This is a genomic window from Phytohabitans rumicis, assembly GCF_011764445.1.
Lineage (GTDB): Bacteria > Actinomycetota > Actinomycetes > Mycobacteriales > Micromonosporaceae > Phytohabitans > Phytohabitans rumicis.
On record NZ_BLPG01000001.1, the window covers coordinates 473,606 to 489,202 of the forward strand.

Annotated in this window: 16 protein-coding genes and 1 pseudogene; 6 read left to right on the forward strand and 11 right to left on the reverse strand. The window is 70.7% G+C overall.

What is annotated here, in order from left to right:
• Positions 1 to 45 precede the first annotated feature (45 nt).
• The gene (locus Prum_RS02090) at positions 46 to 810 is read left to right on the forward strand and encodes an IclR family transcriptional regulator (protein ID WP_173073478.1); all 765 of its coding nucleotides are present in this window, start codon (positions 46 to 48) and stop codon (positions 808 to 810) included.
• An 8-nt stretch (positions 811 to 818) separates the two neighbouring features.
• Here the strand turns inward: Prum_RS02090 and Prum_RS02095 are convergent, their stop codons facing one another.
• A complete protein-coding gene (locus Prum_RS02095; protein WP_173073480.1) occupies positions 819 to 1,274 on the reverse strand; it encodes a pyridoxamine 5'-phosphate oxidase family protein in 456 nt (151 codons plus the stop codon).
• Positions 1,275 to 1,324: 50 nt separating this feature from the next.
• Between Prum_RS02095 and Prum_RS02100 the strand changes: the two genes are divergently transcribed.
• Positions 1,325 to 2,080: a glycoside hydrolase family 16 protein gene (locus Prum_RS02100; protein WP_246277591.1), complete on the forward strand. Its 756-nt coding sequence runs from the start codon at positions 1,325 to 1,327 to the stop codon at positions 2,078 to 2,080.
• A gap of 121 nt (positions 2,081 to 2,201) precedes the next feature.
• Here the strand turns inward: Prum_RS02100 and Prum_RS02105 are convergent, their stop codons facing one another.
• The 4 genes from Prum_RS02105 to Prum_RS02120 all read right to left on the reverse strand — a co-directional run bounded on the left by Prum_RS02105 (position 2,202) and on the right by Prum_RS02120 (position 6,988).
• Entirely contained in the window at positions 2,202 to 3,377 is a 1,176-nt protein-coding gene (locus tag Prum_RS02105) for a dienelactone hydrolase family protein (protein ID WP_173073484.1), read from the reverse strand.
• Entirely contained in the window at positions 3,374 to 4,666 is a 1,293-nt protein-coding gene (locus Prum_RS02110) for a putative acyl-CoA thioester hydrolase (protein WP_173073486.1), read from the reverse strand. Before Prum_RS02110 ends, Prum_RS02105 begins: the two co-directional genes overlap by 4 nt.
• Positions 4,667 to 5,049: 383 nt before the next feature.
• Positions 5,050 to 5,895 carry a DUF1028 domain-containing protein gene (locus Prum_RS02115; protein WP_173073488.1) on the reverse strand — a complete coding sequence of 282 codons (846 nt, stop codon included), beginning with the start codon at positions 5,893 to 5,895 and terminating at the stop codon, positions 5,050 to 5,052.
• 229 nt (positions 5,896 to 6,124) lie between these two features.
• Complete coding sequence (locus Prum_RS02120) at positions 6,125 to 6,988, reverse strand: NmrA/HSCARG family protein (protein WP_173073490.1); 864 nt, start codon at positions 6,986 to 6,988, stop codon at positions 6,125 to 6,127.
• Positions 6,989 to 7,089: 101 nt separating this feature from the next.
• Between Prum_RS02120 and Prum_RS02125 the strand changes: the two genes are divergently transcribed.
• Together Prum_RS02125 and Prum_RS02130 are read left to right on the forward strand one after the other, a co-directional pair.
• Positions 7,090 to 7,539 carry a MarR family winged helix-turn-helix transcriptional regulator gene (locus Prum_RS02125; protein ID WP_173073492.1) on the forward strand — a complete coding sequence of 150 codons (450 nt, stop codon included), beginning with the start codon at positions 7,090 to 7,092 and terminating at the stop codon, positions 7,537 to 7,539.
• Between the two features lie 22 nt (positions 7,540 to 7,561).
• A complete protein-coding gene (locus Prum_RS02130; protein ID WP_173073495.1) occupies positions 7,562 to 7,999 on the forward strand; it encodes a VOC family protein in 438 nt (145 codons plus the stop codon).
• On the opposite strand, the gene Prum_RS02135 is transcribed toward Prum_RS02130, so the two are convergent.
• The 4 genes from Prum_RS02135 to Prum_RS02150 all read right to left on the reverse strand — a co-directional run bounded on the left by Prum_RS02135 (position 7,996) and on the right by Prum_RS02150 (position 11,449).
• Positions 7,996 to 8,766 carry an alpha/beta fold hydrolase gene (locus Prum_RS02135; RefSeq protein ID WP_173073497.1) on the reverse strand — a complete coding sequence of 257 codons (771 nt, stop codon included), beginning with the start codon at positions 8,764 to 8,766 and terminating at the stop codon, positions 7,996 to 7,998. The genes Prum_RS02130 and Prum_RS02135 overlap by 4 nt on opposite strands.
• A 514-nt stretch (positions 8,767 to 9,280) precedes the next feature.
• Positions 9,281 to 9,628, reverse strand: coding sequence for a hypothetical protein (locus Prum_RS02140; RefSeq protein ID WP_173073499.1), 348 nt, complete (start codon positions 9,626 to 9,628; stop codon positions 9,281 to 9,283).
• Positions 9,591 to 10,679: a helix-turn-helix transcriptional regulator gene (locus tag Prum_RS02145; protein WP_173073501.1), complete on the reverse strand. Its 1,089-nt coding sequence runs from the start codon at positions 10,677 to 10,679 to the stop codon at positions 9,591 to 9,593. Before Prum_RS02145 ends, Prum_RS02140 begins: the two co-directional genes overlap by 38 nt.
• Positions 10,680 to 11,008: 329 nt before the next feature.
• Complete coding sequence (locus Prum_RS02150) at positions 11,009 to 11,449, reverse strand: VOC family protein (protein ID WP_246277592.1); 441 nt, start codon at positions 11,447 to 11,449, stop codon at positions 11,009 to 11,011.
• A 210-nt stretch (positions 11,450 to 11,659) separates the two neighbouring features.
• Here Prum_RS02150 and Prum_RS02155 point away from each other — a divergent pair, with 210 nt between their 5' ends.
• Both Prum_RS02155 and Prum_RS02160 read left to right on the forward strand, forming a co-directional pair.
• The gene (locus Prum_RS02155; RefSeq protein ID WP_173073505.1) at positions 11,660 to 12,832 is read left to right on the forward strand and encodes a sensor histidine kinase; all 1,173 of its coding nucleotides are present in this window, start codon (positions 11,660 to 11,662) and stop codon (positions 12,830 to 12,832) included.
• A gap of 1 nt (position 12,833) precedes the next feature.
• Positions 12,834 to 13,478 carry a response regulator gene (locus Prum_RS02160; RefSeq protein ID WP_173083313.1) on the forward strand — a complete coding sequence of 215 codons (645 nt, stop codon included), beginning with the start codon at positions 12,834 to 12,836 and terminating at the stop codon, positions 13,476 to 13,478.
• A gap of 33 nt (positions 13,479 to 13,511) precedes the next feature.
• Here the strand turns inward: Prum_RS02160 and Prum_RS50720 are convergent.
• Positions 13,512 to 14,375 (reverse strand): annotated as a pseudogene (locus tag Prum_RS50720) (lysylphosphatidylglycerol synthase transmembrane domain-containing protein); the annotation flags it as partial.
• Positions 14,376 to 14,454: 79 nt separating this feature from the next.
• Positions 14,455 to 15,531, reverse strand: coding sequence for a cellulose binding domain-containing protein (locus tag Prum_RS02165; RefSeq protein WP_178132631.1), 1,077 nt, complete (start codon positions 15,529 to 15,531; stop codon positions 14,455 to 14,457).
• Between the last annotated feature and the right edge of the window lie 66 nt (positions 15,532 to 15,597).

Genomic DNA, 15,597 nt, shown 5'->3' on the forward strand with positions numbered 1-15,597 from the left:
GCGAACCTCTGTTCAGATATGCGAACTCCGGCTAGTCTTGGCGCCGTGACGGCGGTCGAGACGGTCAAGTCGGCCCAGCGCGTGCTGGCCATCCTGGAGCTGCTGACGGCGCGGGCGGCGCAGCTGACGTTCACCGAGATCGCCGGTGCGCTCGGCTATCCCCGGTCCAGCCTGCACAGCCTGCTGGCGACGCTCGTCCAGTCCGGCTGGGCCGAGCTCGACCCGGTCACCCGGCGGTACGCGCTGGGCATCCGCGCCTGGCAGGCCGGCAACGCGTACCTGCGCGCCGTCGAGCTGGCCGACCGGGCCCAGCCGTACATGGAACAGGTCCGCGACGCGCTCGACGAGACCGTCCAACTCGCCGTCCGCGACGGACGGCACAACGTGTACGTCGCGAAGGCCGACGGAAGCCAACTGCTGGTACTCGCCTCCGCAGTCGGCCGGCGCCTGGCCGCACACGCGACCGGCGTCGGCAAGGTGCTGCTCGCCGACCTACCCGAGGCCGAACGCCGCGCCCTGCTGTCGGCACAACCGCTGGAGCGCTACACCGGCAACACCCTCACCGACCTCGACCGGCTGGAAAAGGAGCTCGCCCTCATCCGCCAGCGCGGGCACAGCATGGACAACGAGGAGTACACCCTCGGCGTCCGCTGCGTCGCCGTGCCCGTACGCGACCACAGCGGCCGGGTCGTCGCCGGCCTGAGCGTGTCGGTGCCGACGATCCGCTTCGACCAGGCCCGAGCCGACCAGGCACTCGCGCTGCTCACCACCGCCTCGGCCGGGCTGTCCGCCGCGCTCGGCTGGCCTTAATCTGGCCGCTACTCGCGCTCGACCCTTCGCAGCCCGCGCGTGGGCGTCCACCATTCGACGACGAGCAGCGTCGCCGCGTCGTTGAGGTGGGTGTGCACGACCTCGGCGATGTCGGCGTGGAAGCGGTCGCCGTCCGGCCCTTCGGTGATCGGTCCGGCGGCGATCGCCCGACCGGAGATCTTCGCCTCCCCCGGCCACTGTGCCTCGGCGCCCTCGACCGGGTCGACCGTGGCACTGTGCAGGGCGAACCGTGGGTCCCGGCGCAGATCCGCACCCTTGCGCGCGTTGGACATCGAGCCGAAGACCAATTCGCCGTCCTCGAAGACCGCCTCGATCCCGGAGATCCGCGGCGAACCGTCGGCCCGCAAGGTGGCGACTGTCTTGTGTCTGTGGGCCTCGAACAACGCCCGCACCCGCTGCGCGAACTCCGGAACTGCCCGTTCGACATCCTGCCATGCCGTCATACGCCCATGATCTCACCGGGTTGTCCCGCGCCACTCGCTATGCTCACGCGGTGCGCTTCCGCGACGACTTCGACGGCGACGACCTCGACCTGTCGGTGTGGATTCCGCATTACCTGCCGCAGTGGAGCTCGCGCGCCGAGAGTGCGGCGACGTACGCCGTCGCCGACTCAGAACTACGACTGTCGATCCCGTCCGGGCAGGGCCTGTGGTGCCCCGCCGAGCACGAGGGCCCGCTACGGGTCTCGGCCGTCCAGTCCGGCGTGTTCTCCGGCGACGTGGGCAGCACGGTTGGCCAGCAGCCGTTCCGCGACGGGCTCCGCGTCCGAGAGGCGCAGCCCACGCGGTGGGGCTGGACCCCGCACCACGGCGTCCTGCAGGTCCGTGCGCGCATGGAGCTGACCGCGCGCTCGATGGCGTCGGTCTGGATGGTCGGCATCGAGGACGAACCCCAACGCTGCGGCGAGATCTGCCTCTTCGAGGTCTTCGGCGACGCGATCGACCGCGCCGGGGCAGCGGTCGGCATGGGCGTTCACCCGTTCCGCGACCCCGCCCTGCGCGACGACTTCGCCGCGCCGCGGCTACCGATCGACGTGACCGACTTCCACGCCTACACCGCCGATTGGCGGCCGGGCCGGGTGGACTTCTTCGTCGACGAAGACCACGTCCGCACCGTGGAACAGGCACCGGACTACCCCATGCAAATGATGATCGGCGTCTTCGACTTTCCCGCGAGGCCAGGAGCGGCCGCGCACGCTGACCATGTGCCGCTGTTCGTCCTGGACCACGTGCACCAGCTCGACCGTTAGCCCACGTCCCGCCGATCAAGGACTTTCGCGTCGATCAAGGGCGAACGGTCGCGGATTGGAGATCCCAGCACGACCATATGCCCTTGATCGGCGGGAAGGGGCGCGGACCGTGTGGCTACAGCTACACCCAGCGGCTCAGCCAGGCGAAGGCTTCCTCCTGCATTTGGTCGACGAAGACGTGCCCGAATCCGGGCCAGATCTTGGTGGTCAGCTGGTCGTCCGCGGCCCGCGACCGCCACACCGCGCGCATCTTCGTGTAGGCGTCGGTCATGCCCGCGGTGGTGAACAGCGGGTCGTTCTCGCCGCCGAAGAACAGCATCGGCCGAGGCGCGGCGATGCTCGCCACGTCGGGAATGTCCAGGTGCTGGTACAGGCCGGGGTGGAGCATGAAGAACGCGGACTGGCCGCGCAGGGTGTTGTTGCCCGGGACCATCATCTCCTTGAGCGTGGTCATCCAGCAGACGGACAGCGCGGCACGGACGTGGTCCGACAACGCGGCCACCTGCCAGGCGCGGTATCCGCCCATCGAGAAGCCCAGCGCGGCGATCCGCCGTCTGTCCACTTCGGGCAGTTTGGCGAGCAGGGCGGCGGCGCGGACGTCCTCGCGGGCCATCAGCCCACCGAGCGACCCGCCAAGATTGAACAGGTTGCTGGCCAGGGCCTGCTGGCCGTCGTACGCGAGTCCGGACCGGTCGCCCCAGCCGAGCGCGTCCACGGCCAGCACCGCGTAGCCGCGGGCGGCGAGCTGGTTGCCGACGAAGCGACCGCTGAAGTACCTGTCGGCCCAGGACCGTGCCGAGGCGAGGCGCGTCTCGTCGTACCAGGGCTGGATCAGTTTTTCCTTGCCGATGTCGAACCTCGCGCCGTGGTCGTGCAGCAGGAGCACGCCCGGGAACGGCCCCGGGCCGTCCGGCACCAGCATCGTCGCCCGTACCCGGCTGTGCCGGGTGACGTTGAACAGCAGCATCCGTTGCGTGTACCCGTCCGCCGGCCGCTCGTCGACGATCTCCACATCGAACGGTGTGCGATCGGCCGGCTGGAAGAGCAGCTCCTCGAACCTCTGCCGGGCCGTGCGCCGCCAGGTACGGAAGTCATGGATCGGCGAGCTGCCCCAGGCCAGCGGGAAGGTCAGCTCCCGCTTGAGCGCCTCGTAGAAGACCGGAAGGTTGCCCCCGACGACCGCGGGAGACTCGACGACTCCGGGAGGTGTCGCCACTGCCGCCGTCGCGACCGTCGCCGCACCGGCCGCGCCGAGCAGGGAGAGCGCGGGGAGGGACACGAGCGATCGCCGCTTCATGCCGGGCTCCCGGCGCTCGGGCCGGCGTTGCCGTACTCGAAGAGGCGGTTGTACGCGGGGTCGTCGAGGTCGCGGCCCGGGTCGGTGCGGGCGGCGAACGGGCGGGCGGTGGTGGCCGCCGGGGCCCACGGCGCCACCGGATCGAAGCCCGCGCCGAGGTAGCTGTCCCGGATGACGAGCTGCCCGTTGGGGCTGACGCCCGGCAGGTACCCGGTCGCGCCCGCGCCCTGGTCCCAGGCTCGGCCCAGGTGCCCGGTCGGTGCGGCCGCTGCCAGGTAGCCCTCGTCGGCGGTGATCCAGCAGTGCCGGACCAGGAAGCCGTACGGGTAGCCGGGCGCGGTGCTCGGGGCGAAAATGACGCCACCGGACGGCTTGCGCGTCGACACCAGGTGGAACCTGCTGCGCTCGAACAGCGCGCTGGCCCGGCCGAAGACGAAGTCCGTATCGCCCTCGATGTAGCTGTCGCGGACGAGCACCCGAGCGATCCGGTCCGGGTCGTTCGCGTTGGCGTAGAAGGTGTCCTGGCGGCCGATCAGCCGGACCTGCTCGACCTGCGTGCGGTCGGCGTCTGTGCGCAGCGCGAGTGCCTGGTGGGTGCCGCGGTCCACCGTGTCCAGCAGGGTGTTGGTGATGGTCAGCCCGCGCAGTCGCAGGTCGGTGCTCTGCGCCCAGACCACGGTGGCGCACAGGCCGGCCGTCGCGCTGGTCCTCGTCGCGCACGACTGGAACATCGGCCACGCCGGGTCGCCTTCGGCCAACTGTCCGGCTGGATTGACCAGGGCGGCCCATGCCGCCGGCGTGATCGTCGCGTCCACCGTGAACTCCAGCCGCACGTCCGCCGGGCGGCCGGCCCCGTACAGCGTCAGCGGCGGCGTACCGGCGGGGATGAAGACCGTTCCGGTGTACGTGCCGGGCAGGATCTTGACGTATCGGCGGCCCGTCCCGCCCGCGGCGAACACCGCGTTCACCGCGGCCTGCACGGTGGTGTGCGTCGCCCCGTGCACGCCGACCGAGGCGCCCACGACGAAGTCGGGCCGGCCGGTGACGAGAATCGGGCCGGGATGCCAGGGATCCTTGGTCGGCGCCGCGTACGGCCCGGACCAGCCCAGGTAGCTGGCCGCGGCGTACGGCGCGGCCTCGGCCCGGGACAGGATCGGCCGGATGGGCGTACCCGGCGCGGTCTGCACCGCGTGGGCGTGCGCGGGTGCGGGTGCGGGCAGCAACAGGGCCACCGTGGTCGCCGCCGCCGCGGCCGCCAGACGGCGAAGGATGGCCGGGAAAGGATTCATGGTCGACCTATCTCCCAGGAAAGCGCTTACCAAAGGCAATGCCGATCATAGACGCGACCGGGATAGATGGCTATCGTTGGCGGCGCTTGAGATCAAGACAGTGCTTCGATGGACGCCGCCGTCACCCGGCCCCGCACGTCTGCGAGCTCCTCATCCAGGGTGATGAACGCGTCGGCCCAGAACTGGGTGAGGGCCGCGCACTCTGCGCCGATCCTGTCCGGCCCAAGGCCCCAATGCTGCGGTGATCATGGGGTTAGCGTCAGGGCAAGCGCTCTCCCCCACGCTAACCCCATGATCACCGCAGGCTGACGTCGCTCGACTGCCAGCAAGCGACCAAGCGGCGCTGCTTGACAGCACCCCAGGAACCCCTCAATTGCCTTTGGTCATCGAGTCACCTCTTGCGCGCGCAGGTGGGCGAGGACGACCGCGTCGATCCGGCTCGGCACCATGCGCTCCTCAAGGTTTTCCACGCCGGACCACGCGGCGAGCGCAGCATCCAGGCCACCGCCGCCGGGCGGGTAGCCGGCGGCGGTCAGCAAGGCCGCGACCTCCTCCGCGATATCGCCCTGAAGATCGAGCAGATCCTTGGGATCCGGCCGCCCGAACAGCAACGTGTGGATGTCGAGCAGCCGAGCCACCTCCGCGACCGGGTCCGGATGGTCGTCCACCCGCAGGTCGACCAGGACGTCGCTGCCGCCACCGTACCCACCGCCCTTGGCGACCACGAGCAACGCGGCGCTCTGCCGCCCGCGCCGGTCGCCGCCGGCCCGATCTCCGGCGTGGAGCGCGGCGGCGAGCCGGGGGGCGAAGGGCTCCTCGGCGGCCGCGCCGAGCCAGGCGTCCCGCATCGCTTCGATCACCTGTGGGCCGGCGAGGATGTTGCCCTGCACCGCCCATCCCGGCCCGGACGCACCGCCCGCCCAGTCGTGGCAGCCGGCGCCGGTGAAGGTGGCCCCGTCACCGTCAACGCCGACCACCCCGAGCTGCCGCTGCGCCCGCCCCGGATCGGCGGCGACGAGCCCGGCGACCACGTCGGCGGCCGCCACCCCGGTACGCAGCAGGGCAAGGCCCTGCGAGCGGTACGCGAGGTTGGCGTGCGCCTGGGTGGCGAGCGCGCCGACCTCGGCCTCGGCGGCCGGCACGATGGCGCCGGCCGCCAGGAACTTACTTGCCACCGCGACGCCATGCAGCCGGCCGTCGGTGGAGCGGGCGACGATCGAAAAGGTCACGCCGGCGAGGCTAGCGAGAGCGGGGTTGGGGTACCAGGCGAATGACGGGTAGTTCGCGGTCGGTCTTGTCCTGGTACTCGGCGAAGCGGGCCGCGGCGGCGACGATCAGCCAGCTGCCGTCCGCGCCGGGAAACCAGCCGACCGGGCTCTGGCGCTCGACCCCGCTCTTGGCGCCGACGGTGGTCAGTACCAGGGCGTTCGGGTGGTGAAGCTCATGCGGACCGCCGCCTCAGGCCGGGATCAGCTGTTGCCAGTCCCGCTTGGCGGCCCAGGAGTCCAGGTCATGCCAGCCGATCTGTGGGTACGCCGCGTGCAGCGCCGGGATGTCGACGCGGTATCCACGTTCGCGGAAGAACCGCATCATCGCGTCGGTGTCGTCGTCGCCCGAGTCGGCGGGCAGCTCGACGTAGGTGACCTCGCGGCCGAGCCAGCGGCTCAGCGCGGCGGCCAACTGCTCGCCGGCGACCTCGACCGAGGCCAGCTCGACGCGCTGGCCCGCGAAGGCTTTCGGATCGCCCAGGACGAGCGCGGCGAACGCCGCGATGTCCGCGACTGCCACCTGCTGCAACGGGACGTCGCCGGGCAGCGGGAACGCGTACCGGCCTTCGGCCAGGGCGGGTGCGCTCCAGGGGGACACGATGTTTTCCAGGAACGCGACCGGTGCTATCACGGTGGACGGTGTGGCGAGTGTGGCCAGGTGCCGCTCGACCGCGGCCTTGCTGTCGAAGTGCGGGATGCCGGTGCCGTCCAGCGCGCTGGCCACCGAGGTGTACACGATGTGGCCGGTGCCGGCCTGATCCGCGGCGTCGACGGCCGCGATGCCCTGCCGGGCCTCAGCGTCCGGGCTCTGCATCGGCGTGCTCATCACGAAGACCGCCGACGTGCCGGCGGCGGCACGTCGCAGGGCAGCCGGGTCGTCGAAGTCGCCGGTGACGAGTTCGGCGCCAAGCTCGGCCAGCCGTGCCGCGGCGGGCTTGTGCGGATCGCGGGTCAGCGCACGTACGGGCTGTCCCTGCGTGAGCAGTGCGCGCGCGACGGCGCTGCCCTGGTTGCCGGTCGCACCGGTGACGAGGACGGGATCGAGGTTAGCCATGGGGTGGTCGCCTTCCGAGATGGGGGTTTACTGGACAACAGTTAACTGCACAACGGTTGCCGAAGCAACTGTATTCCGATCAACCCTGATAATCTCGTCCGGTGAAACTAGGAGGCACCAGGGAGCTGGCCTGGCTCGAGCTCCACCAGGCGTCCGGGCTCCTGCGCCAGGCACTGAGCAGCCGCCTGGAGGCCGAGGCCGGCATGACCGCCGCCGAGCACGACGTGCTCTGGTACCTCGCCAACACCCCGGACCGGCGGCTGATCATGTCTGCCCTCGCCGACCGGATGCTGATGACCCGCGGCGGTGCGACACGCCTGGTCGACCGGCTGGTCCAGCGCGGCTGGGTCACCCGCGAGGTCGACGAGCAGAACCGGCGGCTCACCTACGCCGTGCTGACCCCCGATGGTGTCGTGGCGGTCCGCCGTAGCTACCGGCTCATCCTGGCTGTCCGGCCGGCGCTGTTCGACGACCGGCTCACCGACACCGACGCGGACGACCTGCGCCGGATACTGGGCAAGCTGCTCCGCCGCCTCGACGTCGTGGAATAAAGGCTCTGGCAGGATCCAAAGCATGACCGGAATTCCCGTTCGACTGTCCATCGTCACGCTGGGCGCACGGGACATGGGCGTTCTCCGCCCGTTCTACCGGGCGCTGGGCTGGCCGGAACTGCCCAGCGGCGACAACACGTGGACCGGCTTCCTCCTGGGCGGCGTCCTGCTGGCACTGTTTCCCCTGGACGACCTCACCGCCGAGGCCGCGCCCGGCAGCGCAAACCCGACCGGATGGTCGGGGGTCACCCTCGCCTGCGCCGTCGACACCCGCGACGCGGTCGACCGGGCGTTCACGGCTGCCGTCACCGCCGGCGCGACCCCGATAGCCGCCGCGACCGACCGGCCGTGGGGCGGGCGCTCCGCGTTCGTCGCCGATCCAGAGGGCAACCGCTGGGAGATCACCTGGGGACCCGAGGCGACCTTCGATGAGCGCGGCGCCCTACTCTCCTGGGGCTAGGCGTTCGTCAAGAAGTCCAGCACGAGGTCAGCCACCACGTCGGGGTGTTCCATCGGCAGTGCGTGGGTGGCGTTCGGCACGACCGCGAGTCGCGCGTCGGGCAGCGCCTGCCGCATGGCCTCGGCGTGCTCGACGGTCGCCATGTCGTGCTCGGCCATGATGATCAACGTGGGTGCCGTCACCGTCGCCAACCGGTCGAGGGCGATGTCGGGCTCGATCCTGATCATCTGCCACATCTTGTCGACGACCACCTGCCAATGTTCGGGACCGTCGGGAGAAACGCCGGCGTACAGCTCACGCAGCATCGGAGGAAGCACATCGGGCATCACGTCGAGGCGCATCATCTCAGCCGCCTCCGGCACCGCCCCGTCCATGTTGACGTACTGGCCGATCAGCACGAGCGACCGCACGAGATCGGGACGGTGCAAGGCGACGAGCAACGCGACGACGGCACCGTCGCTCCATCCCACGAGATGCGCCGAGGACACGTCCACGGCCTCCAGGAACGCGGTGGTATCCCGGGCCATCAGGTCGTACGTGATGGGTCCGTTGACGTCCGGGGTACGGCCGTGCCCGCGCCGTTCGGGAAGATGGACGCGGTACGCCTCGTCCAGTCTGGATGTCAAACCACCGAGGGTCTCGATGGTGCATAGCCCGCCGTGCAGCAGCACCAGCGGACTCCCGGAGCCAACCGCCTCGTAGTAGGTCCGGACCCCGCCGGCGTCGACGTAGTCGCGTACCCGTGCCGCGTCCGATGAGCTCGCCATGGTCATATCGTGCCCGACTAGGCCGGCGCCAGCATCGCAAACGCCCGCACGGTGCTCTGAGCTGGTCGGGAGCGATCACCCGCGAGCCACCACGGCCGGTGCCCACGACGGTGAACCGCACCCCACGCGTGCCCGCCGCCAGCGAGACCGTCCCCAATGGATAGAGCTGGTACCCCTCGCCCGCGGCCGCCGTCGGGTCGACACGTCCGTCCGGCAGGTCGATCCCGTCGATGCTCGTGCGGAGCCGGGCCCGGTCGCGAGGCTGTCCCGTCCGTTCGTCAACCACTCCAGGTCGAACCGGGCCCACCGAGATGCGGTCCGGAAACCACGCGACGTGCCGTCCCGACCGTAGATCAACAAGATCGTACCGTCGGAGAGCGCGCCGAGGTCCGAGCCAGGATCCACCGCGAGAGCGGGGCGAACCTTCCGCAGGACATGGTCCACCCCTTCCCCCGTACCGCAGCCTGGCGACCGCGGCTAGATCATTTCCTCTCTTGATCGAAGACGCCAGACCTCAGCAGAAGCCACAGACCGGACTGCCATCCCGGTCCGAGACGAACATGATGCTCCGCGCGACCAACGGATCGTCGGTCGCCAAAGACGCTACGACGACGGGCGTGCCGGGACCGTCCCAGGCCACCGTGAAGCACACGGCACGGACCTCGTAGTCGGTCACCACGCAGACCGCGAACGGCTCGTGCGACAGGCCCACCTGCCACACCTCCGCGAAGAGCGTCGGCGCCGACGAGCCGTACGAACGCAGGTCCGCCACCCGGATCGTGCCGTCCCCGTATCCGTCGTAGCGGGCGTACCCGAAGGCGGCCTCAGGTCCGGCGCAGTCGAGGTGACCCTCGAGCGTCATGACGCCGGCCTCGGTCACCGCGACCTGGTCGATCGCGCCGGAGGAGCATGGGATGGTCACCCAGCCCTGCTCCCCGCCTTCGTCCCCGCCCTTGTCCGCCCACGCCGGGCCCCCGTCGAGCACCATGACGACGGCCACGGCCAACCCGACCATGGCCCGTTTCATACCCCTCATTCCTCTCCTTCCCCGTTTCCTCACTTGTGGACAGTCCAGGCGGCGTCGCCGCGTGCAGCGCGCCGAGCGCGAGACCGAGCTGGAAGCGGTTCTGCACGCCGAGGCGGTCCATCAACCCGCGCAACGTGTACGTGACCGAGCGGATGGACATGCCGAGGTGCTGTGCGGCGGTGGCATCCGTATGCCCCTCGGCGAGCAGCGCGACAACCGCCTTCTCTCGTGATGTCAGCACGATCCCGGGTACTCCGTTCCGGCGTGGATCCGTCGCGTCGCTCCAGTGACGGACGAACAGCGTGACGAGAGACTCGACCGCGGCGCGGTCGACGATCTCCCACACCCCGCGGTCCGGGTCAAGGGCGTCGACGGACAGCAGCGCAACCCGCCGGTCAAAGATCATCAGCTTGTGCGGCAGGCGCGGCGTCTCCCGGTACTCGCCGCCATGCCGCCCGAACTCGATCGCGTGGCCCGCGGAGCGGTCCCCGTCGGCCGGCGGGCGGCCCAGCGAACGCATCCGCACCCCGCGTCGCAACGCCGCGATGTCCATGGGCGCGCCGACCGCCAGGTCTTCCACGGTGAGCACCTGCGTCGGGTTCATCGACAGGTGCTCGGCCCGCTCTATCGCCGCCAGCTCGATAATCCGGCGCCGGCTGGTCTGGCGGTCCGGCAGGCGCATCGCCGGATACGGGATCGCCTCGGCCGGCCCGCCCTCGGCCGCGGACGCCGCACCCGCGCGTCGAAGCGCACGCCGCCGCAGGGTCGCCACCGCCGCGTCCGCCCGCGCCGCCCGCCAGACGGCGGCGTCAGCCCCGTACACCAGCGACTGGCGTATGCCCTGCGCCAAGCCGAGGTCCGCCAACTCATCCAGGGCGACACGCACCCTCCGCACCCCCAGGCCGAGGTCCGCGGCTACCTCACCGGCCCGCCGAGGGCCAAAACTCACCAGACACCGGTACACCAGGTCGGCGTCCGCCGAGACACCCCAACGGACCAGCGACGGTACGGCCATTCCGACGACCAGCACATCCGTGTTGCGGCCTGCCACATCAGCCCTTCCCCCGCGGCGCCGGACTCTGCTCTCCGGCGATACAAACATAGGTCCCCGGCGCTGTCTGCGTTCAGCAAGATCACTGACCGGATCCGTTGCTAGATCACGCAACGCCCTGACAGTGGGCCGACGTCGTTCCTCACCCTCACCGCGAGACGTCGCTAGGGTGCGACGAAGATGCAGAACGGGTGGCCGGCCAGGTCGGCGTACACGCGGAGCGGCTCCTCGGGGTCGTCGGCGCGATCGTGCAGCAGCCGCCCACCGAGGCGTAGGACGCGTTGGTGCTGGACCTCCAGGTCCTCGACGGACGCGACGGTCAGGTCCAGATGCAGTTGCTGGGGCACCGGGCCGTCCGGCCAGGTGGCTTCCGGCAGATGATCGACCTGCTGGAAGGCCAACTGCGGGACGCCGTCCGGGGTCCTGAGCACCAGCCAGTCGCGGCCGCGCTCGTCGACTCCCCCGGTCTCTGGCGGCTCGTCACCCGGCCGGTAGACCAGTCCCAGCAGCCGTCGGTAGAACTCCGCCAAGGCTCGGGCGTCGGTGCAGTCGAGCACCACCTGCCGCAGACGGGGCACGCCACCCGTGTCGACCACGTCGGTCACGCTACCCGACCTCGGCCAGGTCGCCGGCCGAGTCGTCGGTCGGGAAGTCCAGCCAGTCGCGACGCAGTCCCTGCCGCACACCGTGGTCGATGGCTGGCTCCCAGGTCGACTGCTCTCAGTCATGCCGGGATGGTGCCAGCCGGCACCGACAGTTTCCTCCAGGCCGGCCGTTGCCGAGGGGCGGCTGCCGGCGGCGGTAGCCTAGCTGGAATGGATCAACGCCCGCCGTCCGACGATCGGTCCTGGTTGCGGGCGTTGCACCGGGGGTACGCCGCCATCTGGGTGCTCCTTGGGCTCTGCCCTCCGGCGCTCGCGGTGTTGGACCAACCCTCCGCCACGAAGTACTGGTCGCTCGGGCTGCTGGCCACGCTCGGCGTGGGCTACGGGATTGTCCGGACGGTCCCGGGTAACCCGGTGCTGCGCCCGCCCGCCTACCTCGGCCTGGTCGCCCTCGGCCTCGGCGGGATGTCGTACCTGCTCGGCGGCGGCGCGGCGCTGTTCATCGCGACGCTCCCCCAGTTCTGGATCGTCTCGCGAAGCCCGCGGCAGGCGGTCGCCTTCAGCACCGCCGCCGCCGCGCTCACCGTGGCCGGCGGCGCCGTCCGGCAGGGCCTGTGGATCGGCAACGTGCTGTTCACGGCGCTTGGCTACGTCGTCGGTGTCGGCGTCGGGTTGCTGGTGCACCGGGTCGTCGAAGAGAGCACCGCGCGCACCGCGCTTCTGCGCGCCGAACTGGCGGCCGCCCGGCAGTCGCTGGCCGAGGCGTACCAGCGCCAGGGCGCCGCCGACGAGCGGGAACGCCTGGCTCGGGAGATTCACGACACGCTCGCGCAGGGCTTCGCCTCGATCGTTGTCCTGGCCGAAGCGGCCCGCACGAGCGTGGCGACCGTCCCGGATCGCGCCGTCCGCCAGTTGCTGTCGATCGAGCAGACCGCGCGGGAAAACCTCGCCGAGGCCCGCGTGCTCGTCGGCTCCGCTCCGCAGAGCGGCGTCGCCGCCGGCTCGATCGCCCAGACCCTACGCCGTACCCTCGATCGGTTCGCCGACGAGACCGGGCTGAGGATCGACGCGGACCTGCCCGACCTCGCCTGCGACCAACCGACCCGCGTCGCGCTCCTGCGCTGCACCCAGGAGTCGCTGGCCAATGTCCGCAAGCACGCCGGCGCCAGCACCGTGGCCGTGGTGCTGGCACGCGGGGCCGACGGCATCGACCTGGAGATCACCGACGACGGGCGTGGCTTCGTCGTGGCGACCTCGCGCGGCTTCGGCCTCGAGGGCATGCGCAAGCGCCTGGCCGGACTCGGTGGCGAACTCGTCGTCACCAGCTCTCCCGGCGAGGGCACCCGGGTGCTCGCCACGCTTCCCACGAACGGTCAGGGGTGACATGACGGACGAGAAGCTGCGCATCGTCGTGGTCGACGACCACGCGGTCATGCGGGCCGGGGTGGTCGCGCTGCTCGCCTCCGAACCGGGCATCGAGGTCGTCGCCGAAGCGGCCGACGGCCGGCAAGCCGTCGACCTCGTCGAGCGGCTGGCGCCCGATGTGGCACTGATCGACCTGCGGATGCCGAGGCTCGACGGCGTCGGGGCCACCGCCGAGATCGTCGCGCGCGGCGCCCGTACCCGGGTGCTGATCCTCACCACGTACGAGACGGACGCCGACATCGAACGCGCGGTCGAAGCCGGCGCGATCGGGTACCTGCTCAAGGACACCACCCGCGAGCAGCTCGCCGACGCGATTCGCGCCGCTGCCCGGGGCGAGACCGTGCTCGCGCCGCGGGTCGCGCAGCGACTGGTCGCACGGATGCGGCAGCCGACGCAGGCGGCGCTGACCGCGCGGGAGGTGGATGTGCTCAATGCCGTCGCTGATGGACTGTCCAATGTCGACATCGGCAAGCGGCTGGTGATCGCCGAGGCCACGGTGAAGACGCATCTGCTGCGCATCTTCGCCAAGCTGGACGTCAGCGACCGTACCCATGCGGTGGTCGTCGCTCTTGACCGTGGCCTGATCACTCGCCCGTCCCGGTAGGTAGGCCAGGGCCAGCGCAGATGGCAGCAGCGGCAGCCAGGTGCCCAGCAACCGGTATCCGAGCACCGCGGTCACGGCGGTCTGCGGGTCCGCGCCGACGCCGGCGAGTGTGATGCCGAGCATGATGTCGAGGCTGCCCACGCTGCCTGGTGACGGCACCAGCGCGGCGGCGGCGCTGGCCGCGAGGTAGGCGACGAACACGTCCAGCGCGGGCAGCGGCCGGCCGATCGCGTGCAGGACGGCCATGATGGTGATCGCCTGCAACAGCGGGCCGGCCGCCGAGCCGCCGAACAGCAGCAGCGCCCGCCGCGGGTTCGCCAGCGTCGCCCGTACGACGGCCAACTGCTCGCGCACGCGCTTCAGGAGCACCCTGCGCCGGCTGCTTGTCAGGATCCAGGCCACCGCGCCCGCCACGGCCAGGACCGCGACCGACAGCACCAGCACCTGCACCGGTCCCCGTTCCAGTCGGCCTACCGGCACCCGGTCGGGCGCGGCCAGGCACAGGCCCACCAGGATCGTGGCCTGGATGGCCGCACCCGCGAGGCTGTTGAGTGCCAGAGCGGTGACCGCGTCAACGTTGGAGACGCCACACCGGCGCAGGAACCTGTGTGAGACGGCGGCCGCGCCGAGTCCGGCCGGCACCAGCGCGTTGGCGCAGACACCCGCGAGTTGGGCGACGTACAGCCGGCGACGGGGCAGGGCACGCGGCACGGCCCCCTGCTGGCTCACCGCTCCCGCGACGTAGGTCAGCGCGACCGCGCAGACGCCGACCGCGAGCCAGGTCGGGTCGGCGTCGACGAGCGCGCGGCCCGCGGTCACCAGCGACGGCCACTTCCACGTGGCGTAGCCGGCGACCGCGGCGGGTGGCAACAGGGCCAGAAGAGCTCGGCTTGTCATGCATAAATGCTGGTCGCCGCGCTGTCAGCACCGACAGGATCGACTGATCGAACCTCATGTCCACCGGTCGATGGACACGTCAGCTGAACGACACCGAGTAGCTGTTGGTGGTGAAGTTCAGGCCACCGGCGGACGAGGTGATCTCGTAGCCCAACTGGACGTCGCCGACCGTGACGTCACCGAACCAGCCCTGTGCGCGGATCCAGTTCATCACCGCCAGGACGTTCACCGTTCCCGAGTTGGTGTTGCTGGTACGGATGAACGAGAACACCGCGTTCGAACCGTTCGAGCCGGAGTAGACCTGCCAGGTGTGGCCGCCGACGGTGGCGGTGGCCTGCAGCGACCCGAGCGGGCCTACCGGGCCGGTCTTGTTCAGCCACAACATGATCTCGTACGCGTGGTTGTTGGCCCAGATGTCGTACGCCGTGGCGTACGCGCCGCTGCTGGGCACCGTGACGTTGAAGCTGCTGGTGAGCGTGCCCAGCGAGCTGAGCGTCCGGTTGACCGCCCGGGTGGCGTTCGGGTACGACTTGACGCCGCCGGTGTTCGGGTGGTTCGCGGTCACGCCCCAGTTGCTGAACGACCTGGCCCAGATCGTCTGCGTGCCGGCGCCACTGCCCCAGATGTTGTTGTAGAGCGTGTAGCCGCCGTTGGTCCAGGTGCCCCACTGCTCGGACGAGGTCCAGGCGACGCCGCCGGTGGACGTCGGCGTCGGCGCCGGTGGGCCGGTGGTCGGGCCGGGGCCGGGGGTGGTCGAGCCGGTGCAGGTCACGCCGTTGAGGCTGAACGACGTGGGGGCCGCGTTGGTGCCGGTCCAGGTGCCGTTGAAGCCGGGGGTGACCGTGGCGTTGGTGGCCAGGCCGGCGTTGTAGGTCTGGTTGGTCACCGTGACGTGGGCGCCGCTCTGGCTGAACACGCCGTTCCACCCTTGGGTGACGGTCTGTCCGTTGGCGAAGTTCCACTCCAGCCGCCAGCCGTTGAGCGGATCGCCCAGGTTGGTCACGGCGGCGTTGCCGGTGAACCCGCCCGGCCACTGGTTGACCGTGTACGTCACCCGGCAGCCGGCGGCCGCGCTCGCCTGGGTCGCCGCCACGACCGCAAAGCCGCTGCCCAACGTCAGCATGGCCGCCAGCACGATGCCGGTGCGTGGTCTCATGCCGACCTCCTCAATAGTTTGTCGTCTATACGAACTCCCATCGTGCCAGTCGGACGAGATCACGAC